This is a genomic window from Nocardia crassostreae, assembly GCF_001613405.1.
GTDB classification, from domain to species: Bacteria; Actinomycetota; Actinomycetes; order Mycobacteriales; family Mycobacteriaceae; genus Nocardia; species Nocardia crassostreae.
Map to the genome: position 1 here is coordinate 366,177 of NZ_BDCH01000020.1, position 23,023 is coordinate 389,199.

The 23,023-nt window shown below is 68.4% G+C and carries 17 protein-coding genes, 1 other RNA gene and 2 pseudogenes; 11 read left to right on the forward strand and 9 right to left on the reverse strand.

What is annotated here, in order from left to right; all coding sequences use genetic code 11:
* Positions 1-117: 117 nt before the first annotated feature.
* Both NC4_RS22655 and NC4_RS22660 read left to right on the forward strand, forming a co-directional pair.
* Positions 118-855 (forward strand): zinc ribbon domain-containing protein, encoded by a 738-nt coding sequence (locus NC4_RS22655; protein ID WP_067541563.1) that lies wholly within the window; start codon positions 118-120, stop codon positions 853-855.
* A gap of 186 nt (positions 856-1,041) precedes the next feature.
* On the forward strand, positions 1,042-2,211 hold the full coding sequence (locus tag NC4_RS22660) for a bifunctional RNase H/acid phosphatase (RefSeq protein ID WP_067541762.1): 1,170 nt from the start codon (positions 1,042-1,044) through the stop codon (positions 2,209-2,211).
* Positions 2,212-2,365: 154 nt separating this feature from the next.
* Here the strand turns inward: NC4_RS22660 and NC4_RS22665 are convergent, their stop codons facing one another.
* On the reverse strand, positions 2,366-3,118 hold the full coding sequence (locus NC4_RS22665; protein ID WP_369690778.1) for an alpha/beta hydrolase: 753 nt from the start codon (positions 3,116-3,118) through the stop codon (positions 2,366-2,368).
* 30 nt (positions 3,119-3,148) lie between these two features.
* On the opposite strand from NC4_RS22665, the gene rnpB reads away from it, so the two are divergent.
* The 4 genes and pseudogenes from rnpB to NC4_RS22685 all read left to right on the forward strand — a co-directional run bounded on the left by rnpB (position 3,149) and on the right by NC4_RS22685 (position 6,875).
* An RNA gene (gene rnpB / locus NC4_RS22670) (RNase P RNA component class A) lies at positions 3,149-3,574 on the forward strand.
* Positions 3,575-3,732: 158 nt separating this feature from the next.
* The gene (locus NC4_RS22675; protein WP_439957549.1) at positions 3,733-4,662 is read left to right on the forward strand and encodes a slipin family protein; all 930 of its coding nucleotides are present in this window, start codon (positions 3,733-3,735) and stop codon (positions 4,660-4,662) included.
* 237 nt (positions 4,663-4,899) lie between these two features.
* Positions 4,900-5,418 (forward strand): hypothetical protein, encoded by a 519-nt coding sequence (locus tag NC4_RS43025; protein ID WP_245721849.1) that lies wholly within the window; start codon positions 4,900-4,902, stop codon positions 5,416-5,418.
* A gap of 15 nt (positions 5,419-5,433) precedes the next feature.
* Positions 5,434-6,875, forward strand: a pseudogene (locus NC4_RS22685) (RNB domain-containing ribonuclease).
* Between the two features lie 37 nt (positions 6,876-6,912).
* Here NC4_RS22685 and NC4_RS22690 read toward each other — a convergent pair.
* The 4 genes from NC4_RS22690 to panB form a co-directional block, all read right to left on the reverse strand.
* Positions 6,913-7,806, reverse strand: a complete 894-nt coding sequence (locus NC4_RS22690) for a CHAD domain-containing protein (protein ID WP_067541568.1) — start codon at positions 7,804-7,806, stop codon at positions 6,913-6,915.
* Entirely contained in the window at positions 7,807-8,763 is a 957-nt protein-coding gene (gene pip / locus NC4_RS22695) for a prolyl aminopeptidase (protein WP_067541570.1), read from the reverse strand.
* Positions 8,763-9,245, reverse strand: a complete 483-nt coding sequence (locus NC4_RS43030) for a hypothetical protein (RefSeq protein ID WP_245721850.1) — start codon at positions 9,243-9,245, stop codon at positions 8,763-8,765. Before NC4_RS43030 ends, pip begins: the two co-directional genes overlap by 1 nt.
* Before the next feature lie 135 nt (positions 9,246-9,380).
* Positions 9,381-10,232: a 3-methyl-2-oxobutanoate hydroxymethyltransferase gene (gene panB, locus NC4_RS22705; RefSeq protein ID WP_067541764.1), complete on the reverse strand. Its 852-nt coding sequence runs from the start codon at positions 10,230-10,232 to the stop codon at positions 9,381-9,383.
* A gap of 255 nt (positions 10,233-10,487) precedes the next feature.
* Here panB and NC4_RS22710 point away from each other — a divergent pair, with 255 nt between their 5' ends.
* The 3 genes from NC4_RS22710 (at position 10,488) to NC4_RS22720 (ending at position 16,575) form a co-directional block, all read left to right on the forward strand.
* Positions 10,488-12,005, forward strand: coding sequence for an alpha/beta hydrolase (locus tag NC4_RS22710; protein WP_084529660.1), 1,518 nt, complete (start codon positions 10,488-10,490; stop codon positions 12,003-12,005).
* Between the two features lie 75 nt (positions 12,006-12,080).
* A complete protein-coding gene (locus NC4_RS22715) occupies positions 12,081-13,421 on the forward strand; it encodes a glutamine synthetase family protein (protein WP_067541577.1) in 1,341 nt (446 codons plus the stop codon).
* 139 nt (positions 13,422-13,560) lie between these two features.
* Positions 13,561-16,575, forward strand: coding sequence for a bifunctional [glutamine synthetase] adenylyltransferase/[glutamine synthetase]-adenylyl-L-tyrosine phosphorylase (locus NC4_RS22720; RefSeq protein WP_067541768.1), 3,015 nt, complete (start codon positions 13,561-13,563; stop codon positions 16,573-16,575).
* A 15-nt stretch (positions 16,576-16,590) separates the two neighbouring features.
* Here NC4_RS22720 and NC4_RS22725 read toward each other — a convergent pair whose 3' ends face one another.
* From NC4_RS22725 to NC4_RS22735, 4 genes are all read right to left on the reverse strand, one after another.
* A complete protein-coding gene (locus NC4_RS22725; protein WP_067541579.1) occupies positions 16,591-17,301 on the reverse strand; it encodes an ESX secretion-associated protein EspG in 711 nt (236 codons plus the stop codon).
* Between the two features lie 194 nt (positions 17,302-17,495).
* Positions 17,496-17,690, reverse strand: a complete 195-nt coding sequence (locus NC4_RS40450) for a hypothetical protein (protein WP_157555081.1) — start codon at positions 17,688-17,690, stop codon at positions 17,496-17,498.
* A 17-nt stretch (positions 17,691-17,707) separates the two neighbouring features.
* Entirely contained in the window at positions 17,708-18,796 is a 1,089-nt protein-coding gene (locus tag NC4_RS40455; RefSeq protein WP_157555084.1) for a WXG100 family type VII secretion target, read from the reverse strand.
* A gap of 143 nt (positions 18,797-18,939) precedes the next feature.
* On the reverse strand, positions 18,940-19,275 hold the full coding sequence (locus tag NC4_RS22735) for a glyoxalase superfamily protein (RefSeq protein ID WP_067541581.1): 336 nt from the start codon (positions 19,273-19,275) through the stop codon (positions 18,940-18,942).
* 181 nt (positions 19,276-19,456) lie between these two features.
* Here NC4_RS22735 and NC4_RS45310 point away from each other — a divergent pair.
* Both NC4_RS45310 and NC4_RS22750 read left to right on the forward strand, forming a co-directional pair.
* Positions 19,457-21,463: pseudogene (locus NC4_RS45310) on the forward strand (protein kinase domain-containing protein).
* A gap of 104 nt (positions 21,464-21,567) precedes the next feature.
* Entirely contained in the window at positions 21,568-23,007 is a 1,440-nt protein-coding gene (locus NC4_RS22750) for a neutral zinc metallopeptidase (protein WP_067541585.1), read from the forward strand.
* The last annotated feature ends 16 nt before the right edge of the window (positions 23,008-23,023 follow it).

A 23,023-nucleotide genomic window follows, 5' to 3' on the forward strand; every position in this document is an offset into this window, starting at 1 on the left:
CGCCCAGGTCCTCGCCGATCGAATGTCCAGCTTGCGGCTGGGTTGGCCAATCGGGATGCCGAAGACGGGTACGGTGGGAGTCTTGAACCGTCCATAGCGTCCAGGAGACCTTCCGCGTTGAATGCCGAACCATCGATCCAGGCCAAGCTGCTCGACCTCGCCGCTGTCGACGCCGAGCTGACGAGGATCGAGCATCGCCGCAAGGTGCTGCCCGAGGAGCAGGAGGTGCGGCAGCTCGAGGCGGAACGGACGACCCGCAAGGATGCCGCGGTGAAGGTCGAGATCCTCATCGACGATCTGGACCGCGATATTCGCAAGCTCGAGGGCGAGATCGAGGCCGTCGCCAAGCGTGAGCAGCGCGACCGCGGCCTGCTGACCGCCGGTTCGGTCGGCGCCAAGCAGCTCTCGGAGCTCCAGCACGAGCTGACCAGCCTGGAACGCCGCCGCAAGGTCCTCGAGGACGATCTGATCGAGGTCATGGAGCGCCGCGAGGCCGCCGCCGCCGACCACGACCACGCCGGTGCCAACCTCGACAAGGCCGAACAGGATCTCGTCGACGCCGAGCGCCGCCGCGACGACGCCCTCGCCGACCTGACCGTCGCCCAGCAGCGCTGCGAATCCGACCGCGCCGCCCTCACCGGCGTCTTCCCCGCCGACCTGCTCGCCGCCTACGACAAGCAGCGCGCCGGATACGGCGTCGGCGCGGGCCTGCTCCAGGCCCGCCGCTGCGGCGCCTGCCGCATGGAACTCGACCGCGGCGAAATCGCCCGCATTGCCAAGGCCGCCCCCGATCTGGTCCTGCGCTGCCCCGAATGCAACGCGATCCTGGTGCGCACCAAGCAATCCGGACTGTGATCACCGCCCGCGCGCAGTTCCCCGACCGCGCGCTGCAACTCATCGCCCCCTGACCTGATGCGGGCGGGCGCGAATGGCAGTATGCGACCTGCGCGCGGGCTGACCGAGCGGATGGCGCGCTCCGTCCGGACAGGTCGGACCCGTCGCGATGGCACGTCGGAATGTGGAGGGTGAGCGGTGGCGAGCATGGTGATCGTTGAAGCGGACGGTGGCTCGCGCGGGAATCCCGGACCGGCCGGGTACGGCGCGGTCGTGTGGGATGCCGATCGGGAGCGAGTGCTGGCCGAGCGCAAGGAGTTCCTCGGGGTCGCCACCAACAATGTCGCTGAATACCGGGGTCTGATCGCGGGTTTGGAGGCGGCGGCCGAGCTCGGGGCGCGCGAGGTGTCGGTGCGGATGGATTCCAAGCTGGTGGTCGAGCAGATGTCGGGGCGCTGGAAGGTCAAGCACGAGGCCATGATTCCCCTCGCCGAGCGGGCGCGGCAGTTGGTCGCCGGGTTCGATCGGGTGAGCTTCGCCTGGATTCCGCGCAACGAGAACTCGCACGCCGATCGACTGGCCAATGAGGCCATGGACGACGCGCACATTGTCGATGAGGTCCGGACCGCGCTGTCGTCGCAGGAGCCGTCCGCCGTGGGGGCGGCCGGGAATTCCGGTGCTGGCGCCGAACTGCTTCCCTTGGAGGAGAGCTCGTCGGCCGAAGGGGGCAGCGGCGGAGCTGCGCCCGGATGGACGGGGGCGGTCGGTCGGCCGACGCGGTTGTTGCTGTTGCGGCACGGGCAGACGGAATTGTCGGTGCAGCGGCGGTATTCGGGGCGGGGGAATCCGCCGTTGACGGAGTTGGGGCGGGAGCAGGCGGCTCGGGCGGCGAAAATGCTTGCGGGTAAGGGGAATATCGCGGCGATCGTGTGTTCGCCGCTGGGGCGGGCGCAGGAGACGGCCGAGGCCGCGGGGCGGGCGCTGGGGGTGCCCGTTCGGGTGCTGGACGGGTTGATCGAGACGGATTTCGGGGAATGGGAAGGGATGACGTTCCTGGAGGCGCGGGAGCGGGATCCGGAGTCGCATGCGCGGTGGCTGGGGGATCCGTCGCTGCCCGCGCCCGGCGGGGAGAGCTTCGATCAGGTGCGGGAGCGGATCGAAGGGGTGCGGCGGGATCTGGTGGCGTTGTATCCGGGCGCGAATGTGCTTGTGGTGAGCCATGTCACGCCGATCAAGACACTGCTGCAGCTGGCCCTGGGGGTGGGGCCGTCGCTGCTGTACCGGCTGCACCTGGATCTGGCATCGCTGTCCATCGCCGAGTTCTATCCGGACGGCGGATCGTCGGTGCGGCTGGTGAACGATACCTCGTATCTCTGAACGGATTCCGGCGCGGCCGTTCACGGCCGCAGGACCGCGCTGAGGAATTCGGTCTGATCGAAGACGGCCTTCTCGAACCAGTCGTCGAAGTAGATGTCGAAGTGCCCGATGGGATATCGCTTCACCACCGCGTGCTTGGTGCGCTCGGCCGCCTTCAGGGTTGGTCCGGCCGGGGCGACGGTGTCGTTGTCGCAGACGGCGCAGAAGACCGGCGCCTTGATGTCCTTGGTGCGGCGGGCGGGGAGCCGAACAGGGTCGACACACCCACGCGGGCAGCCACTTTCGGACGGTACCGACTACTCTCCTCGGCGAGGCGGCCGAATCCCTCGGGGACGTCGGCGGCGCTCATGAGCGCCGCGGAGTGCTTCTTGCCCGCCAGCCGCGCCTTGATCGGCTTGCGGATGATCGGGCCGACAATGAGATCGGTCAGCGCCATCGTGCCCGTCTTGGTGAGGCTGATCGGCCCCTTCGCCATGGCCGAGGACCAGCCACTGGTGAACGGGCACTGCGCCACCACCGCCGCGATGTAGTGATCGTCCGGCGCCACCGACAGCACATGCCCGCCGCCGAAGGAACTGCCCCACAGCGCGATTCGAGTGGCATCGATTCCGCGAATCGTGCGCGCGTAGGCAATGGCCGCATACCAGTCCGCCCGCTGCCGCGCGATATTGATCACCTGCCGCGGCTCCCCGCCGCTCGCCCCGAACCCCCGGTAATCGAAGACCAGCACCGCCATTCCCGCCATGGCGAACCGCCGCGCGTAGCGGTCCAAGCCCATTTCCCGGTCGGCGCCGAGGCCGTGTCCTATGACGACGAGCGGCCGGGGTCTGGGCGGTCCGTCCGGGAGATAGAGCCAGCCCGCACATTCATCACCACCGGAGGGGAACCCCACCTCGACACGCTCCATGGCGCATTACGGTACCTTGGGTCCCGCGGACGAGTCGGTCGGGCGGCCGCGGCGCAGGGAACGGGCATGCGAATGCCGCCGCCCCGCGCCGAGGAAAGTCCGGACTCCACAGAGCAGGGCGGTTGTTAACGGCAACCCGGGGTGACCCGCGGGACAGTGCCACAGAAAACAAACCGCTGGCGGCTGTGCTCTTCGGAGTGAGTGGCCAGTAAGGGTGAAACGGTGCGGTAAGAGCGCACCAGCGCACCGGGTGACCGGAGCGGCTAGGTAAACCCCGCCCGGAGCAAGGTCGAAGGTCGCATTCGCGAGAGTGCGGCTGCGCAGGCGTTCGAGGGCTGCTCGCCCGAGCCTGCGGGTGGACTGCTCGAGGCACCCGGCAACGGTGTGTCCAGATGGATGGTCGCCACCCGGTGCTCGCACCGGGGACAGGATCCGGCTTACAGACCGACTCGTCCGCCCCTTTTGGGGGCCCGCCCGCGGTGCCATGATGGAAGCAGGCCGCGGGCGGATATCCGTGGCACTGCGGGAAATTCGCGGGGCACGCGATGGAAATACTCTTACTGATCGCCACCTCCGGGGCGCTGACGGCGGCAGCGGCCGCCATTGCCGCGGGAATGCGAGTCGTCAACCAATACGAGAAGGGCGTGGTGTTCCGGCTCGGGCGGGTGCGCGCCGTGCGAGATCCCGGACTGCGCCTGCTGATCCCGGCGGTGGACAAGATGCGCAAGGTGTCGATGCAGGTCGTCACCATGCCGGTGCCCGCCCAGGAGGGCATCACCCGGGACAATGTGACCGTGCGGGTGGACGCGGTCGTCTACTTCCGGGGCATCGATCCGCTGCGGGCCATCATCGAGGTGGAGAACTACCTGTACGCCGTCGGTCAGGTCGCCCAGACCTCGCTGCGTTCGGTGATCGGCAAGAGCGATCTCGACGATCTGCTCTCCAATCGCGAACAGCTCAACAAGGGCCTGGAGCTCATGATCGATTCGCCCGCCCTGGGCTGGGGCGTGCACATCGATCGCGTCGAGATCAAGGATGTGGCGCTACCGGATTCGATGAAGCGCTCCATGTCGCGCCAGGCCGAGGCGGAACGCGAACGCCGGGCCCGGGTCATCTCCGCCGACGGCGAGTTTCAGGCCTCGCAGAAGCTGGCCGATGCCGCCGCCCGCATGTCGCAGTCCCCGGCCGCCCTGCAACTGCGATTGCTGGAGACCGTCGTACAGGTTGCGGCGGAGAAGAATTCGACGCTGGTGCTGCAGTTCCCGGTGGAACTGCTGCGCTTCCTGGAGCGGGCGACGCCGGGCGCTCCGGCGGCGGCCGGGAGCGCTGCCGCCGATGCGGGGCGGGCGTCGGATTCCCCGGTCGTGGCAAACGATCCCGCGCCCGCGGATCCTCCGGCCGCGCTCGATGCGTCCAAGCCCGCGGAACTGCCCTCCGGCGCGGCGTCGGACGGGCGCGAAACCCGCTCGGTAATAGCCAATTCGAATGACTCAGACGCGTCATCGCGGGCAGCGGGTCCGGGCGCGTCGACCAATGAAGGGTGAGGTGCGGATCGATGTCGGTTTCCATGTTGATCCAGCCGCTGGCGGTGCTCGTACTGTTCGCGATCGCGTATCTGTTCAAGTGGCTGTCGGCCGTGCTGCCCGGTGGAATTCGCGGCAGATAGCCGGGCTGCGAAGGGTTTAGAGCCACGGCGCGTTGGGTAACGCGCGCCGTGGTGGCGGAGAGCGAGGGCGGCGTGCGCGACGCCGCTCCGGTAACGATGTGCACAAACCGTCGGGTTGGACGACAATGACGGCGCGCCACATGATTCGCTTCGGCGCGGCTCGGCGTGTCGAGCAGGCGATCTGCCCGGAACTGGCCCCGGACGTGATCGTCGTCATAAAGTGTTGCGCGTTGGAAAGTTCCGTTGCGAAGGGCAGCGGACAAGGGTGGTCTACGAACGTCGGAAAGCAGGTCTCGTCTATATGCGAATTGCTCGCAAACTGGCAGCGGGTGCGCTCCTCGCCGCTGCTGCTTCCGTTTCGGTTGTGCTGGGCGCCGGATCCGCTTCGGCGGCCACGGTGACCCCGCTGCCGGGTGGGTGGCAGGTTGATCTCAGCCCGGCGGATACGCAGTGGGTGGCGAACAACCACATCGGCATGGCCATCGCGGGCCTGCCGCATCCCTCAGCCGCATCGTTCGGCGCTTCGCTGGATTCGGCGGCGGTATTGTCGTCTCAGTATCCGGCCGGCCGGGTGGTGTTCACCGTGTACGGTCCGTTCGATCAGCTGAACGGGACCATGCTGGCCCTGCAGTAAGGGACAGCGCACGCAGTGGAACTGCATCAGAGGATCGTGTCGGCGCCGGTTGACTTCGGCGCCGTCCGAACCGAATTCGGATTGGCCTCGGACTATCCGTCCGAGGCCGTCTCGGAGGCCCGCGACGCGGTCGACGCGTTCGCGGGGTCTCGAGCGGACCGCCGTGACATTCCGCTGGTCACCATCGACCCGCCCGGCGCCATGGATCTGGATCAGGCGCTGTATCTCGAGCGCACCGCCACCGGGTTTCTCCTGCACTACGCCATCGCCGATGTCGCCGCGTTCGTATCGCCCGACGGGCCGCTCGCCCGGGAATCCCTCGCCCGCGGCCAGACCTTCTACTTCCCCGACGGCACCGTGCCGCTGCACCCCCGGGTCCTGTCCGAGGGGCGCGCGAGCCTGCTGCCCGATGTCGATCGCGCGGCCGCCCTGTGGACCATCGAACTCGACGAAAACGCCGAGCCGCGGCGGTATTCGGTCGAGCGCGCCCTGGTGCGCTCCCGGGCCCGCCTCGACTACACCGCGGTGCAGGCCGACGCCGACGCCGGTCGCCTGCATCCGTCCATTACCGCGCTGCCGGAGTTCGGCAGGCTACGCATCGAGGCGGGTCTGCGACGCGGCGCCATCAGTCTGCGACTGCCCGCCCAGAGCGTGATCCGCCACGACGAGGACGGTAAGGACAACCACTGGCAGCTGGTCATCGAACCCCGCACCGCCGCCGACGACTGGAACGAACAGGTCTCCCTGCTCACCGGCATGTGCGCCGCCCGAATCATGCTCGACGGCAATGGCTCCGACCACATCGGCCTGCTGCGCACCATGCCGCCGCCCGCCGCCGCCACCATCGAATCCATGCGCCGCACCGCCGCCGCCGTGGGCGTGGACTGGCCCGCCGAGGTCCCCGTCGGCCGCATGCTCGCGGGCCTGGACGCCAACACCCCACCGGCCCTGGTGCTCATGTCCGAAGCCACCGGCCTGCTGCGCGGCGCCTCCTATACCCTGCTCAACGGCCAGGAGCCGGACACCGTGCAGCACAGCGGAATCGGCGCACCCTACGCCCACGTCACCGCCCCCCCCTGCGCCGCCTCTCCGACCGCTGGTCCACCGAGACCTGCCTCGCCCACTGCGCCGATACCCCCGTCCCCCAGTGGGTCCGCGACAGTCTGGCCGAGGCCGCCGACGCCATGCTCCGCAGCGACGCCACCGCGGGCAAGGTCGAACGCGCCTGCCTCGACCTCACCGAATCCACCGTCCTGGCCCAGCGCCTCGGCACGGACTTCGACGCCGTCGTCCTCCGCGAAGCCAACGGCACCCGCCCCGCCGAAATCTTCGTCGCCGACCCACCCGTCCTCGCCAAATGCACCGGCGCCCCACCGGAAGGCAAACAGGTCCGAGTCCGCCTCACCACCTCCGACCCGACCACCCGCACCGTCACCTTCACCTTCCCCGCCGAATAAGGCCGAGTCGGCGCACGCCGAGGGTCTCGCCGTCCGCCTACAGCGCGTGATGCCGGAGGAACTCGATGGCGGCCGGGTATTGCTCGAGGGCCTTGGCGGCGGCGGCTTCCTCGGCGTCGCAGAGGCGTTGGTAGCCGGATTCTCCGGCATCGGCGGCGTGGGCGCGGAGGGTCTCGAGGGCTTCGACGGCGTCGCGGTGGTCGCCGAGGACGGTCTGGAGGCGTTTGGCGTTCTTCGACAGGGCGGCGGCGGGCTCGCCGAGGATCTTGGTGGCGGCGTCGGCGGAGTAGCGCAATCGCTTGGCGGCCTTGCGGATATCGTGCAGGTGCTCGACGCGCTCCGCTTCGGACAGGGCCGGTTCGGCGCGCACCAGGCGGCGCAGGTCGCGGAAGTCGTGTTTGAGGACGGCGGTGAAGACGTCCGCCGCGGGCTTGTTCGCGTGGGCGGGGCGCAGCGGGGGATCGGTGATCATGCCGTGCAGGCGGCCGGTCAGCGCGCGGTAGCGGCGGCCGTCGAGCGCGTCGACGGCGGCACGGTGGCCCTCGACATAGCGGGCGCGTTCCTCGGCGATCAGGCGGGCGCCGAAATCCGGCTTCGGCGCCGCCTTCTCACCGAGCGGCACGGTATCGGCATCGAAGGGCGCCCCGTTCTGGCCGAGCAGGGCCGCGAACCGTTCGGCCCGCACCTCGGCATCCCGGGGCACCCCGAGCAGCCCTGCCAGCCAGCGCAATTCGTTGCGGACCTCGGTGACCTGCTTACGGGGCAGCAACTGCCGGTAGGAGCGCAGCACGCTGCAGAGCCGCCGGGTCGCCACCCGCATCTGGTGCACCGAATCCGGAAGGTTTTGGCGGACATCAGGTTCGGCTTCGCACAGCCGGTCCACATCGACGTTCAAGGCGGCGATCAATGCGGGACCGGCTGTGGTGCTCATTTACGTCCTGTACTTGTCCGTGGCTTCCACCAGATGGTGGGTGATACCGGGTTCGGCGGCGGCGTGACCGGCATCGGGCACCAGGTGCAGTTCCGAATTGGGCCAGACCTTGCGCAGATCCCAGGCGCTCACGGCCGGGCACACCACGTCGTAGCGGCCCTGCACGATCACCCCGGGAATGTGCGCGATGCGGTCGATATCGCGCAGCAGCTGCCCCTCGTCGAGGAAGCCGCGATGGTGGAAGTAGTGGTTCTCGATGCGGGCGAAGGCCAGCGCGAAGCGCGGATCGGCCGATTCGGCGACCCGATCCGGTTGGGGCAGCAGGGAACTCGTGGCGCCCTCCCAGGTTGACCACGCGACGGCCGCGTCGGTGGCGAGCTTCTCGTCGGAGGAATGTAGCAAGCGGTGGTAGGCCTCCACCAGATCACCGCCGCGCTCTGCTTCCGGCACCGGCGCCAGGAACTTCTCCCACTCGTCGGGGTACACGTACCCCGCAGCGCCATTGTAATACCAGTCGATTTCCTTGCGCCGCAACAGGAATATCCCGCGCAAGATCAGCTCGGTGACCCGGTTCGGATGGGTCTGGGCGTACGCCAGCGCGAGCGTCGAACCCCAGGAACCGCCGAAGACCTGCCAGCGCTCCACGCCCAGATGGGTGCGCAGCGCCTCGATATCGCGCACCAGATGCCAGGTGGTATTGGCCTCCAGCGTGGCGCCGTCGGCGATATGCGGCACCGACCGCCCGCAGCCGCGCTGATCGAACAGCACGATCCGGTACGCCTCGGGATCGAAGAACTGCCGATGGAACGGCGCGGTGCCGCCGCCGGGCCCGCCGTGCAGGAACACCACCGGCTTACCGGCCGGATTCCCGCTGACCTCCCAATGGATCCGCTGGCCGTCGCCGACGTCCAGCAGGCCCTGCTCGTACGGCTCGATCGCCGGGTACAGGGTGCGCATCAGAACGCGATTCCCGCGGCCATGGACTGCAGGTTCAGCGCCGAGAGCACCTGATCCCGCACATCCGGGCAATTGGCGATCATGATGCGGTCCACCACGTCCTTGTCGCCCAGCACCTGCATATTGATGCCGCCATTGCGCAGCGCCCACTCGTGCACGGCGGTATTGAGCGCGATGGCGCCCAGCGTCGGACCCTGCACGCGCCAGTCCGAGAGCTGCGGGCGAATCAGATCGCAGAGCTGCACGGCGGCGGCATCGGAGACGGTCACCTTGCCGCCCTCGGTGCCGGGCGCGGCGGTGGTGCCGCTGGTGGTGGGCGCCTTGGTGGTGCTGGAGGGCTTGCTCGTACCGCTCGGCTGCCCGGACCCCGTGGTCGTACCGCCTCCGCAGCCAGCGGTCAGGGCGACGGTCGCCGCCGTGGCCACCAGCAATAACGGCGTACGCCGGTTCCGGAGGATGCTCGTCCAACGGGTTTTCGACATTGGTTCCCTTTGATCGATCGATGACTCTCTTGGCAACGAGTCTGCCATCGATTTCCCAGGGGAGTCCGGGCTATGCACAACGAATGCTCACGTTCATAGCTATCGGCTATGTACGTGAGCATTCCCGTCTGTCGATCAGAAGCTGTGTTCCGGTCCCGGGAACACGCCGCGCCGCACTTCCTCGGCGTAAGCGATTGCGGCATTGCGCAATTCGTCGCCCACCGCGCCGAACTGCTTGACGAACTTGGCGGTCTTGCCGCTGGTGTAGCCGACCATGTCCTGCCAGACCAGCACCTGGGCGTCGGTATCGACACCCGCCCCGATGCCGACGGTCGGAATGGTGAGCTTGCGGGTGACCTGACCGGCCAGCTCGGCCGGGACCATCTCCATGACTACCGAGAACGCCCCGGCCTCCTGCACCGCAATGGCATCGGCGATGAGCTGGTCGGCCCCGTCGCCGCGGCCCTGGACGCGGAAGCCGCCGAGGGTGTTGACGCTCTGCGGGGTGAAGCCGATGTGCGCCATCACCGGGATGCCCGCGGCGGTGATCTTGTGGATATGGTCGGCGACGCGTTCGCCGCCCTCCAGCTTCACCGCGTGCGCGCCGCCCTCCTTCATGAAGCGCACGGCCGTGGCGAGGGCCTGCTCCGGGGAGGACTCGTAGGTGCCGAACGGCAGATCGGCCACCACCAGCGCATGCGGCGCGCCCTTGACCACACCGCGCACCAGCGGAATCAGCTCATCGGCCGACACCGCGACCGTGGTGTCGTAGCCGTAGACGACATTGGCCGCCGAATCGCCGACCAGCAGCACCGGAATACCGGCCTCCTCGAACAGCCGCGCCGTGGAGTAGTCGTAGGCGGTGAGCATGGACCACTTCTCACCGGCCTGCTTCATCTGCTGCAGATGATGCACACGTGTCTTGCGCTTCGCCGTCTTGGCGGGAGCGGCACCGTAGGCAGGGGTTTCCGCATCGGATACGGACATCATCGTCCCTCTTTCGTCGTTCCTCGAGGCCCAAGCGCGGGTCCCCGGGGGGTTCTGACGCTCCTCAGTGTGCCACCGGAGACGCCCCGTCCGACGATGCAATTGCTCACATCCAGCCCCGCCCTCGGCGGCATCGAACTCCTTCCGTTATCCGCGGCTCGTTGCGGGTACCTGCTGCGGGTGCGATCTACAGGGGACGTGCGCGGTAACCGAAGGGATGCAGGGGTGCGAAACGTGGGATGGCACGATCGGGGCATGGGTTTGATGCGAACCGGCCGGGCCGCGCTCGCCGCGCTGACGCTGGCGCTGACCGCGGCATCCTGCTCCTTCTCGGTGGACGGGAATCCGACGGCCCCCGCGCCGGCGGGGCTCGGGCAGTACTACAGCCAGAAGGTGAGCTGGGGGAGTTGCGCCGATTTCGGGGAGGATATGCCCTCCGACGCCGAGTGCACCCGGGTGAAAGTGCCGGTGGACTACGAGAATCCGGACGGTGCGCAGGCGCAGATCGCCCTCTCGCGGATCCGGGCCACCGGTGACAAGATCGGCTCGCTGCTGTTCAATCCGGGCGGTCCGGGCGTGCCCGGCCTGTCCATGGCCGGACTGGCCGACGGCACCGAACTGGCCGAGCGCTTCGACCGCGTCGGCTTCGATCCGCGCGGCATCGGGGCCTCGCTGCCCGCCATCAGCTGCCTGACCGCCAGTGAGAACGACGCCGAGCGCGCGGAACCCAATACCGACAACTCGCCCGCCGGTATCGCCGCCGCCGAGGCCGACAACAAGCAGTACGCCGACAAGTGCGCCGAGCGCACCGGCAAGGATTTCCTCGCCCACGTCGGCACCCGCGAGGTCGTGCAGGACATGGACGTGATCCGCGCCGCGCTCGGCGACGACAAGCTCAGCTACGTCGGCTACTCCTACGGCACCCGCCTCGGCTATACCTACGCCGAGAAGTTCCCGGACAAGGTGCGCGCCCTGGTGCTCGACGGCGCGCTGGACCCGCAACAGGATCCGGTCGAGGAATCGGTGCTGCAGGCCGCCAGCTTCCAGAAGGCCTTCGACGCCTATGTCGCCGAATGCAGCACCAAGCCCGGCTGCCCGCTCGGCCAGGATCCCGCCCAGGCCGTCACCAAGTTCCGCGAGCTGGTGAACCCGCTGTGGGACAAGCCCGTTCCCACCGAGGACGGCCGCGGGCTGCACTACGGCGACGCCATTACCGGCGTCCAGCAGACCCTGTACTCCAATCGCTTCTGGCCCGCGCTCACCAAGGGCCTGAGCGAACTGGCGCAGGGCCGCGGCGAAACCCTGCTCGCCCTCGCCGATATGTACGACGGCCGCCGCGAGGACGGCACCTACGACAACAGCGGCGATGCCTTCAATGCCATCCGCTGCGTGGACGATCCGCCGGTCACCGACCGCTCCATCGCCGCCAAGCAGGATGCCGAATACCGCCGCGTGGCCCCCTTCATCGACGACGGCCACGGCAGCGATGCTGCGCCGCTCGAACTGTGCGCCACCTGGCCGGTTCCCAATACGAGCACCCCGCATCGCATTTCGATCCCCGGCCTGCCCAAGACCGTGGTGATCTCCACCACTGAGGACCCGGCCACCCCCTATCAGGCCGGTGTCGACCTGGCCGAGCAGCTGGGCGCGGCACTCATCACCTACAACGGGACCCGGCACACCATCTCGCTGTCGGGCGAGGCGTGCGTGGACGACCCGGTCATCGCCTACCTCGTGGATCTGAAGGAGCCCGCCCAGGGCCTCACCTGCTGAAGGCGAGGCAGACATGCCGAAGGTTTCATCCCCTATGTAACACGGATTTAACTCCGGTTCCCTACGCTCGCGGTCATGGACCGTCAGAAGGAATTCGTCCTCCGCACGCTCGAAGAGCGCGATATTCGTTTCGTGCGCCTGTGGTTCACCGATGTTCTGGGCTATCTCAAGTCCGTGGCCATCGCTCCGGCCGAGCTGGAGGGCGCGTTCGAAGAGGGCATCGGGTTCGACGGATCCGCCATCGAGGGGTTTGCCCGCGTGTCCGAGGCGGACATGGTGGCCAAGCCGGACCCGTCCACCTTCCAGGTGCTGCCGTGGTCGACCTCCAAGGGGCATCAGCACTCCGCGCGCATGTTCTGCGATATCGCCATGCCCGACGGTTCGCCGTCCTGGGCCGATCCGCGGCACGTGCTGCGCCGCCAGCTGAACAAGGCCGCCGACCTGGGCTTCAGCTGCTATGTGCATCCGGAGATCGAGTTCTTCCTGCTCAAGCCCGGCCCGATGGACGGCTCCACGCCGATCCCGGTCGACAATGGCGGGTTCTTCGATCAGGCCGTGCACGACGAGGCGCCCAACTTCCGCCGCCACGCCATCGACGCGCTCGAGTCCATGGGCATCTCGGTGGAGTTCAGCCATCACGAGGGCGCGCCCGGCCAGCAGGAGATCGACCTGCGCTACGCCGACGCGCTGTCCATGGCCGACAATGTCATGACCTTCCGCTACCTGATCAAGGAAGTGGCCATCGACGAGAACGTGCGCGCCACGTTCATGCCGAAGCCCTTCGCCGATCACCCGGGTTCGGCCATGCACACGCATATGAGCCTGTTCGAGGGCGAGCAGAACGCCTTCCACGATCCGGACGATCCGATCAACCTGTCGGAAACGGCGCGCGCGTTCATCGCGGGCATTCTCGAGCACGCGCACGAGATCAGCGCCGTCACCAACCAGTGGGTGAACTCCTACAAGCGCCTCGTGCACGGCGGCGAGGCCCCGACGGCCGCCTCGTGGGGTCGCTCCAACCGGTCGGCGCTGGTGCGCGTTCCGATGTACACGCCGAACAAGTCGTCCTCGCGCCGCGTCGAGATCCGCAGCCCTGACAGCGCCTGCAACCCGTACCTGGCCTTCGCGGTGCTGCTGGCCGCGGGCCTGCGCGGTATCGAGAAGGGCTACACGCTGCCGCCGGAGGCCGAGGACGACGTGTGGTCGCTGACCGCCGCCGAGCGTCGCGCCATGGGCTTCCGCGAACTGCCCGCAAGCCTGGACGAGGCGCTGAAGAACATGGAGAAGTCCGAACTGGTCGCCGAGACCCTGGGCGAGCACGTCTTCGACTTCTTCCTGCGCAACAAGCGCCGTGAGTGGGCGGGCTACCGCAATCAGGTGACGCCCTACGAGCTCAAGGAATACCTGGGCCTGTAGGCGGCCGTAGCGTTCAAGGGGTTCGAGGGCACAGCCCTCTAACCCCTTTTGCTTTCCGGTTCGCGGCGAACGGGCAACGATGTCTCCTTTGGGAGGGTTGGCCGGGACGTCCCATGTGCGTGACATGTAATTTATGGGCATGGTCCGGCCACCGACGTCCCGTTCCGTTGTTCCCGGTGTTGGAAGGCTCGGTCTGCTCGAGCCGACTGCCGCCGACTCGCTGCGGGAGTTGGCGTGGGACAACGCAGAGAGTGTTCCGCTGCTGTGGGCGCTCTCGCGCTCACCCGATGCGGATTTGGCGTTGCTCACGCTCATCCGATTGCGGGAACGGCTCGGAAACGACTGGAAGGCGCTGGATTCCGCGCTGAGGACCGATGCCTCGCTGCGCGGGCGGCTACTGGCGCTGATCGGGTCGTCCAGCGCGTTCGCCGATCATCTGGTGGCCGATCCGGGGGCGTGGCAGCTGCTGCGGCACGAACTGCCCTCGCGCGAGGATCTGCTGGCGGATCTGCTGGCCGCGGTACAGGCGGAACCGGAGACGGGGCCCAATGCCGGGCCCATGATGTTCCGCGCGGGGATCATCGGACCGGAGGCTATCGCCCTGCTGCGCAAGCAGTATCGCGATCAGCTCATGCTGCTGGCCGCCACCGATCTGGCGGCGACCGTCGAGAATGAACCGGTACTGCCGTACCAGCGGGTGGGGCGGCATCTGACCGATCTCGCCGACGCCGCGCTGACCGCGGCGCTGTCGGTGGCCGTCGCGCGGGTGTGCGCGGACCGGCCCATGCCCGCACAGGTGTCCGTCATCGCCATGGGCAAATGCGGTGCGCGGGAACTGAACTACGTCTCCGATGTGGATGTCATCTTCGTCGCCGAACCGGCCGACACCACCGCCACCCGGGTGGCCGCGGAGATGATGACGGTGGCCGGGTCCGCCTTCTTCGAGGTCGACGCGGCGCTGCGGCCGGAGGGCAAGGCCGGTGCGCTGGTGCGCACGCTGGACTCGCATATCGCCTATTACAAGCGCTGGGCGCGGACCTGGGAATTCCAGGCGCTGCTCAAGATGCGGCCCGCCACCGGCGATCTCGAACTCGGCGAGAAGTACCGGGACGCGCTGATGCCCATGGTGTGGGCGGCCTCCGAACGCCCGGACTTCGTCGCCGATGTGCAGGCCATGCGCCGCCGGGTCGAGGATCTGGTGCCCGCCGATCTGCGCGAGCGCGAGCTCAAACTCGGGCACGGCAGTCTGCGCGATGTCGAATTCGCCGTGCAGCTACTGCAATTGGTGCACGGCAAGGCCGATGAATCGCTGCATGTGCAGGGGACCGTGGAGGCGTTGACGGCCTTGGCGGCGGGCGGGTACGTTGGACGTGACGATGCCGCCAATCTCACCGCCTCCTACGAATTCCTGCGGTTGCTCGAGCACCGGCTGCAGTTGCAGCGGCTCAAGCGGACGCACACGCTGCCCGCCCCGGAGGACGAGGAGGGCATGCGCTGGCTGGCGCGGGCCGCGCATATGCGGCCCGATGGGCGGCAGGATGCGGTCGGGGTGCTGACCAGCGAGATCAAGCGCAACGCACTGCGGGTGCGGCGGTTGCACGCCAAACTGTTCTATCGGCCGCTGCTGGAGTCGGTGGCGCGCCTGGACGCCGACAATCTGCGACTCAGCCCGCAGGCGGCGGTGCGGCAGTTGGCGGCGCTGGGTTATGTGGCGCCGGAGAACGCGCTCGGGCATCTGAAGGCGCTCACCGGGGAGGTCGGGCGCAAGGGGCGCATTCAGGCGTTGCTGCTGCCCACGCTGCTCGAATGGCTCGGGGAGACACCGAATCCCGATGCGGGCCTGCTCGCCTACCGGCGCGTGTCGGAGGGCCTGGACAATGAGATCTGGTTCCTGCGCGAACTGCGCGACGAGGGCGCCATCGCGCAGCGGTTGATGATCGTGCTCGGCTCCTCGGCCTACCTGCCGGATCTGCTCATCAATGCGCCCGAAACCATCCGCATGTACGCCGACGGCCCGGACGGCCCGCTGCTGCTGGCCCCGGAGCCCAGTGATGTGGCGCGCGGAATCCTTTCCGGCACCGGCCGATACAACTCCGCCAAACGCGCCGTCACCACCGCGCGCTCGCTGCGCCGCCACGAACTGGCGCGCGTGGCCTCCGCCGATGTGCTCGGCATGCTCGATGTGCCGCAGGTGTGCGCGGCGCTGTCCTCGGTCTGGATCGCGACCCTCGAGGCCGCGCTGCAGGCCGCCATTCGCGCCAGCGAGGCCGAACTCGGCAAACCGGCTCCGGCCGATTTCGCCGTCATCGGCATGGGACGACTGGGCGGTATGGAACTCGGCTACGGCTCCGACGCGGATGTCCTGTTCGTGTGCGATCCGCGTCCCGGCGAGGACGAGACCGTCGCCGTCAAATGGGCCATCGGCATTGCCGAACAGGTCCAGCGGTTGCTCGGCGCACCCAGCACCGACCCGCCGCTGCAGGTCGACGCCGCGCTGCGTCCCGAAGGCCGCAACGGCGCACTGGTCCGCACCCTGGCCGCCTACGCCGCCTACTACGAACAATGGGCCCAGCCCTGGGAAGTCCAAGCGCTGCTGCGCGCCCACCAGGTCGCGGGCGACCGCGATCTGGGCCTGCGCTTCCTGCACACCATCGATCCCATTCGCTACCCCGCGGGCGGCATGTCCCCCGAAGCGGTGCGCGAAATCCGCCGCATCAAGGCCAGGGTCGACGCCGAGCGTCTCCCGCGCGGTGCGAACCCGGCCACCCACACCAAACTGGGCCGCGGCGGCCTCGCCGATATCGAATGGACCGTGCAACTCCTGCAACTCCAGCACGCCCACGAGTTCCCGGCCCTGCACAACACCTCCACCCTGGAATCCCTCGACGCCATCGAAGCCGCCGAACTCATCGACCCCGCCGACGCCGAACTCCTCCGCGATGCCTGGCTCACCGCCACCAAGGCCCGCAATGCCCTCGTCCTGGTCCGCGGCAAACCCGCCGACCAACTCCCCGGCCCCGGCAACCTCCTCTCCGCCATCGCCCGCGTAGCAGGCTGGCCCAACGACGACGGCAGCGAATTCCTCGACCACTACATGCGCGTCACCCGCCGCGCGAAAACCGTGGTGGAGCGCGTCTTCGGCGGCGAACACTAACCCCGCACCAGCACTTCAGACGCTGTGGCCGTCGCACAGGCGGGTGAGGTGTTCGGCGAGGGTTTCGGGGGAGCACGGTGTTATGGCGAAGCGCTGGCCGTTGTAACGGTAGGTGTAGCGACCGTCGGCGGGGACGTCGAACCAGCTCAGGTATTCGGGGGTGGCGGGTGCGGGGGATCGAAGGGCGTGGTGGGCGGCGATATGGCCCTCGCCGGTGCGCGGGGTGGTGAGGAGCCTGCGGAGGGCGGCGGCGGGATGGGTTGGGGGTGGGGTGGATTCGAGGAGGCGGCGGAGTGATTCGCGGGTTTCGGTGTGGGAAAGGAGACGGCCCGCGGCGGCCGAGCCGGTGACGGCGGCGAAGACTTTCGGGACGAGTGAGGGGGTTCCGGCTTCGATGATGACGTTGGCGCCCAGGTCGGGATCGGGGCTGGGGCGCTGGACCAGGGTGACGGCAGCATTGCCATCGATGGCGGAGTAGGCGCGCAAGGGGTGACGGCGGGTGCCGGTGAGGGACAGAGAGATCGCGGGGGTGGCGGCTAGGCGCAGCAGCGACGTCAGGGTCCGGTCGCTGTCGGTCGGCAAGCGGTCGGCGAGAGCGCGGGTGAGCTGGTCGTGGTCGTCCTGCCAGTGACAGGAGGAACGGAGGCGGAGGGGGAAGGGATAGCGGTCGGTGCGGGTTTGCTGCCAGAGGTGGATGAACTCGTCAGGGGTGAATTCCCATTTCATTTCAGGTGTCCTCGGTTGGGTGAGGTATGTCCGTACGCCGGGGTTGCGGCGGGCGCCGATGAGGCACAACGAGATTGCGGCAGTGAACCGCGAGATGCTGGCTGCCGCGGTGAGGGGAGGGCCGGTGGGCATGCGCGTCGGGCGGTATGGGCGGGTCTCCTCTTGGACGTGGTGGGCGCGGGCGCATTCTCATCTCATATGGCGGTGTCCTCGGGGGTGGTGAGGTCTGTTCGGGCGCAGGGGAGTTCGGCGCCGAGGACGGTTGGGACGGCTGGGGGTGGTGTGCCGAGGAGTTCTTGTTCGCGGTTGCGGATGAGCCAGGCAGGGGTGGTGCGGGTGGCGTCGGAGTCGGTTGTGGGGCGGGCCGCGGGTGGGTACATGCCTGGCATCCAGCCCATGGTGGGGTTCACGGCGCGGGCCGGTGTACTGGAAAGGGGTGGGGAGGAGGGGGTTCCGATGGTCGGTGGAGCTGGGATGCTGCGGCCTGGATCACGTGGAGTCCGGGGAGTGCCGGGGGAGCCCGGTGTGGACGGCGTGCTCGCGAGAACCGGGGTGAGTGGGGTGAGGGGGCGGCCGGTGTCGTCGACACTCGCGGGTTTGGTGGTGAGGTCGCGGTCGCGGGTGGGGGAGTAGGTGCCGGAATCGGCATTGCCGGTGGTGGGCACCGTCTGGGCGGCAGCTGTTTCCGAGGAGGCAGCCGGTGCGGTTGCGGGCTGGACGGGTTGCTGGCCGGTGGTGGACGAACCGATCGGATCGGCGGAATCGGGGTCGTGTTGTCGCGGTGGGCTCGCGAATACGGGTGCGGGGCTGAGGCTTTCGGGAGCTCCGGGATTGGAGATCGCTGGGACTTCTTCGGTCGCGCCGGGCATCTCGATGGGGGCGAAGGCGGGACTCCCGATCCGGCGGGCGGGTAGATCGGGACGTAGTTGGCTTCCAGGGCGGCGAGGGCGAGGCGGTATTGCTCCTCGCGGGCGGCTTCGAAGTCGTGGGCGTCGCCGGGGGCTCCGAGGACCAGGGCGAGATAGGTTGCGGTGGGGTCGGATTGGTCGCCTTGGAGTGGGATCGGGGGTGGGGGAACGGTTTTGCGTAAGACTTCTGCGCCGTAGGCGGCGGCCGTCAGGCGGTGGCCGGTGCTGTGCAGGATTTCCGCCACGTCCATGGCTTGTCGGACGAACTGCCGGGCCGCGATATCGGCCGCCTCCGCTATTCGGCCCGCCGGGCCGTCGGCCAGCGTCGCCAGCACGGTCATGGTCAGGCCGGTCACGTCACCGCAGAGGTTGTCGGCGATATTCACCCAGGTCTCGGCGCAGGCGTGCATCTCACCCGGATCCATGGCTTGCACGCACGCGTAGATCCGCTCGTGTGAGAGCCCGCCGAAATGCTCCAGCCGCTGCACATAATCCGGGTCGACGGCGCTGCCGGATATCCGCCGCTGTTCTATCTCGGCGCCGCGCAGGCTCTGTTGTGCGGTGCGGCGCAATACCTCCGGATCCATCGGCGTCCTCCCGTCGCCTCGGCCAATCACCGGATTGGACGCGCGGCAGCCGGACCCGGTTCCGTGGTGATTCGCACGGGCGGGCGACGTGGATGTCTACGCGCGTGGGCGGAGTTCCACGGCGAGAGTCTCCGGGCGGTCGCCTACTCGGTCGCGGTCCCGATGCGCAGCCGGTTTCCGTCGATATCCTTCAGCTCGATCTCCCGGGCCCACGGCATCTCCTGGGGCTCGACGCCGAATTCCTTTGCGATGACATCGACATCGTCGACCCAGAGGTACACCAGGGTGTCCGGCCGGGCATCGCCGGTGTGCTCGGACAGGAAGATCGCCACCTCACCCCGGGCGACTTCGACGAACGCCGGGAAATCGGGTTCGAACCGGTGCTCCCACTGCTTGGTGAATCCGAGACGCTCGTACCAGCGGACGGCTGCGGCCGCATCGGCGACACGCATGATGGGGACGACGGCTTCTGCGCTCATGGATTGTCCTTTCGCTGCTCGTGCCCGTGGCGGGTGCGGGGGTATTCGCTCGCCCCGTCGACTCTGCCACGACCCCCCGACACCGCACGGGCCGTTCTCGGCGGTTCGCGCACCCCCCGGAGCGATGCGCGAGTCCGGGTAGGGTGGTCGGCGATCAGGTGGAGGTGTTCGAGTGGTTCGTGTGCTGGCGCAGGGTCAGCTTTTCGCCGGCTATCGAATCGAGCGTTTGCTCGGCGCGGGCGGTATGGGGGAGGTGTATCTCGCGCACGATCGGGATCTGCCGCGCATGATCGCCCTGAAAGTCCTCGGGCGCGCGGTATCCGATGATGCGCACGTGCGGACACGGTTCCTGCGTGAGGCCGATACCGTGGCGCGACTGGCCCACCCGAACATTGTCGACGTGTACGCCCGCGGCGAGGAGGACGGGTAGCTGTGGATGGCCATGCAGTACGTCGACGGGACGGATCTGGCCGCAGTCCTGCGCGCCGGGCCGGTGCAACCGGACCGGGCGGTGCACATCATTGCCCAGGTGGCGCGTGCGCTGGATCACGCGCACGCGGCCGGGGTGCTGCATCGTGATGTGAAACCCGCGAACATTCTGCTGGCGCGCACCGGAGACCAGGTCTTCCTCGCCGATTTCGGCATCGCCAAAGTGCTCGACCAGGTCGGCGACGCCACCCGCACCGGGCAGCTGTACGCCAGCTTCCGGTACGCCGCGCCCGAGCAGTTCGACACCACACGCGCCGTCGACGGCCGCGCCGACGTGTATGCCTTGGGCGGCACGCTGTATCACCTGCTCACCGGCACTCCGCCCTATCCCGGCGACAATGCCGGGCAGCTGCTGCACGGGCACCTGAATCTTCCTGTGCCGCAGCCGAGTTCCATACGTCACGGCCTACCGGCCGGATTCGATGTCGTCGTCGACTCGGCACTCGCCAAGAACCCGGATCACCGCTTCGCCTCCTGCGCCGAGCTCGCGATCGCGGCGCAACAGGCCCTGACGGGCCAGACGGTGCAGACCCCGCTCGCCGCGCAACCGGTCGCCGGGACGGCGGAGTCGATCGCCGCCCCGATGAACGGCGCTGCCGCACACAGCGGTTCGTTCCCGGCCGGTCGGGACGGGCAGGCATCGGTCGCGCATCGATCGTTCTCCGGGGGCGGAGTCGCGGTCGGAGACCCACCGGCGGGCGGCCCGCCGGATGCGGGAAGCGGTGCGCCCGAAAAGAATTCGGTCCGCCGCTGGTCCCGGCGGATCCTGGCGGTGTTCGGCTGGCTCGCCCTGCTGACCGGTATCGCCGGTGTCGCGCTGTACTACGGTTCGTGGCCGTTCATGACATTCGTCCTGGCCGCCTCCTTCGCGTCCTACTTCATGGTGGCCGCCCCGATCGCCGCCGTACTGTTCGCCTGCGCCCGGCGCTGGCGCACCGCGCTGGCCGCACTGTTCGTGACCGCCGCCGCCGTCTGGTCGCAACTGCCCATGGCCCTGCCGGACGGCACCGCCCCGTCCGGCGTGGATGTGGCTGTGATGCAGTCGAACCTGCTCTTCGGCGGCGCGGATCTGGATGCCGTCGTACGGACCGTCCGGGACAATGACATCGATGTGCTGACCCTGGACGAACTCACTCCGGAGGCTTTCCGGGGCGTCCAATCGGCCGGACTCCTCGACGAACTGCCCTACTACTACGTGGAAACCGCCAGCGGCGGCGCGGGCGGCGGTATCTTCAGCCGCTACGAGCTGACCGGCGCCGAGAACCTCACGGGCTTCCTGAACAGGAATGTGCGGGTCACCATGATCCACCCCGAACTCGGCCCGGTCACGGTCTTCCAATTCCATCCCATGCCACCGAATCTGGACTTCGACGCCTGGCGCCGCGAACTGCGCACCATCCGTGACCTGCTCGACCAGACTCCCGGAAAGGTCATCGTGGGCGGCGATTTCAACGCCACCTACGATCACGCCCCCTTCCGCGATCTGCTGCGCGGCCGCTACGCCGATTCCGCCGAACTGCTCGGCGTGGGCGCGCTGCCCACCTGGCCGGACGGCGATTCCATGGGCAGCCTCACCGAAGCCGGACCGTTCATCGGCATCGACCGGGTGCTGGTCGCGGGCGGACACGCCACCGACATTCACACCGTGACCATTCCCGGTACCGATCATCGTGCCGTCGTTGCGAGACTGCGACTTTGAGCGATAAACCAGGGGATACTCGAAGACGCCGGGATTGCTGAGATCGCCGTCACGAGTTCCCGGGACGGTGCGGGGCCGCCCCGGAGCGGGACTCGGGAGGCGAGATGGGGATTTCGCGACTGCGGGCCGGGTTGGCCGCGTTCCTGCTGGCGGCGGGGGTTGCCCTCACCGGTTGTGACGCGATCAAGCAAGGCGCGGAGAATCTTTCGGGCGGGATGAACAATCCGTTCGAGATCAATGGCGCCTCTTCGGCGACCGGACCGAGCGGTCTACGCCCGGGCGTTCCGGACACCACGCTCACCGCGGTCAATGCCTACGGCGGCACCGAGGACCGGCTGGCGCTCAATGCCATGGCGGATCTGCAGGAATTCTGGAGCGCGGAGTATTCGAAGACCTTCCCCGGCACCTTCGAACCGCCGAGCGGATTCCTGTCCTGGGATGCCTCCGCCGCGCGCAGCCGGGCCCCGGACTTCTGCGGCGAGACCACCTTCGAGCAGATCAATGCCGCCTACTGCACCGTGGACCGGTCCATCGGCTGGGACCGCGGCGTGCTGCTGCCGGAGCTGGTGAGCAAGTTCGGGCCCATGTCCGTGGTCATGGTCATGGCCCACGAATACGGTCACGCGCTACAGGCCATGGCGCGGCTCAATGGCATGCGCACCCCCACCGTGGTGCTCGAACAGCAGGCCGACTGCTTCGAAGGCGTCTTCCTCCACCATGTGGCGGAAGGGAATTCGCGGCATTTCACCATCAATACCACCGATGGATTGAACGGCGTCCTGGGCGCGACCATCGCCGTGCGCGATCAGGAGCCGGGCGCCTCGGAGAACGAGCACGGCACCGCCTTCGAGCGCGTGACAGCCGTGCAGATCGGCTATACCGAAGGCGCCCAGGCCTGTGTCGAGATCGACCGCGCCGAGTTGGCGCAGCGGCGCGGCACCCTGCCGACCAGTTTCCTGCCGGGTGAGGAGTCCGCGCAGCTGCCGGTGGACCGCACCTCCTTGGATCTGGTCGGCCAGACCCTGGCGCGGGCCTATCCGGTTCAGGATCGACTGCTGTTCGATTACACCGGCGTCGCCGAGCGCTGCGCGAATGTCACCGCCACGGAACCGGTTTCGTACTGCCCGGCCGACAGCACGATCGGCATGGACGTCCCCGATCTGGCGCGGCTCTCCCGCGGCAATGGCGATGGGGAGATCCTCACCGCCGATGTGAGCGGCGATTACACCGCCTTCATCCTGCTCATCTCGCGTTACATGCTTGCCGTACAACAGGATCGGGATCTGGGCGTCACCGGTGCGGAGACCGCGGGCCTGCGCGCCGCCTGCCTGTCGGGGGCGTTCACCACGACGCTCAGTGAGCCGGGCAGCGATATCCGGCTCTCCGCGGACGATCTCGACGAGGCGGTGTCGGGACTGCTGTCGGACGGCCTGGCCGCCAGCGATGTCAACGGCGAGGTCGTCGCCAGCGGTTTCGTGCGCCTGGAGGCCTTCCGGACCGGCGTCCTGGACGGTGAGGGCGCCTGCCTGAGCGCCTACCAGTAGAGCGAATCCGCTTGGA

Coding starts and splice junctions, on each gene's coding strand:
- NC4_RS22660 (WP_067541762.1), top strand. CDS start 1,042: ATGGTGATCGTTGAAGCGGACGGTGGCTCGCGCGGGAATCCCGGACCG.
- NC4_RS22665 (WP_369690778.1), bottom strand. CDS start 3,118: ATGGAGCGTGTCGAGGTGGGGTTCCCCTCCGGTGGTGATGAATGTGCG.
- NC4_RS22675 (WP_439957549.1), top strand. CDS start 3,733: ATGCGAGTCGTCAACCAATACGAGAAGGGCGTGGTGTTCCGGCTCGGG.
- NC4_RS22690 (WP_067541568.1), bottom strand. CDS start 7,806: ATGAGCACCACAGCCGGTCCCGCATTGATCGCCGCCTTGAACGTCGAT.
- pip (WP_067541570.1), bottom strand. CDS start 8,763: ATGCGCACCCTGTACCCGGCGATCGAGCCGTACGAGCAGGGCCTGCTG.
- NC4_RS43030 (WP_245721850.1), bottom strand. CDS start 9,245: ATGTCGAAAACCCGTTGGACGAGCATCCTCCGGAACCGGCGTACGCCG.
- panB (WP_067541764.1), bottom strand. CDS start 10,232: ATGTCCGTATCCGATGCGGAAACCCCTGCCTACGGTGCCGCTCCCGCC.
- NC4_RS22710 (WP_084529660.1), top strand. CDS start 10,488: ATGGGTTTGATGCGAACCGGCCGGGCCGCGCTCGCCGCGCTGACGCTG.
- NC4_RS22715 (WP_067541577.1), top strand. CDS start 12,081: ATGGACCGTCAGAAGGAATTCGTCCTCCGCACGCTCGAAGAGCGCGAT.
- NC4_RS22720 (WP_067541768.1), top strand. CDS start 13,561: ATGGTCCGGCCACCGACGTCCCGTTCCGTTGTTCCCGGTGTTGGAAGG.
- NC4_RS22725 (WP_067541579.1), bottom strand. CDS start 17,301: ATGAAATGGGAATTCACCCCTGACGAGTTCATCCACCTCTGGCAGCAA.
- NC4_RS40450 (WP_157555081.1), bottom strand. CDS start 17,690: ATGCCAGGCATGTACCCACCCGCGGCCCGCCCCACAACCGACTCCGAC.
- NC4_RS40455 (WP_157555084.1), bottom strand. CDS start 18,796: ATGGATCCGGAGGTATTGCGCCGCACCGCACAACAGAGCCTGCGCGGC.
- NC4_RS22735 (WP_067541581.1), bottom strand. CDS start 19,275: ATGAGCGCAGAAGCCGTCGTCCCCATCATGCGTGTCGCCGATGCGGCC.
- NC4_RS22750 (WP_067541585.1), top strand. CDS start 21,568: ATGGGGATTTCGCGACTGCGGGCCGGGTTGGCCGCGTTCCTGCTGGCG.